Origin of the sequence: Psychromonas arctica, from assembly GCF_038155225.1 — a bacterium.
Taxonomy (GTDB): domain Bacteria; phylum Pseudomonadota; class Gammaproteobacteria; order Enterobacterales; family Psychromonadaceae; genus Psychromonas; species Psychromonas arctica_B.
Genome location: NZ_JBAKBA010000457.1, coordinates 1 through 208, shown reverse-complemented (window position 1 = coordinate 208; position 208 = coordinate 1). Strand labels below are relative to the sequence as shown.

The 208-nt window shown below is 42.3% G+C and carries 1 pseudogene; it reads right to left on the bottom strand.

Going from position 1 to position 208, the window contains the following annotated elements:
- A pseudogene (locus V6255_RS19085) lies at positions 1 to 208 on the bottom strand (urease accessory protein UreE); the annotation flags it as partial.

The window sequence follows — 208 nt, the reverse complement described above, 5'->3', positions numbered from 1 at the left end:
AAAACGGCAGGTGCTTTATCGATTGTTAAGCCATATTTTTCAGCTAGTTCTTCTAACACGTGATCAGGTTTAAAACGCACCCATAACTCACCGACTTGCAATGTCGTATGGCGATATCCTAAGTGATAGCAGACTTTACTGAAGGTTAACCAATCAGTCCCAAGCGCAGTTGAAACGGCTTCCGCTTGCCCATTTACTTCAATCAATA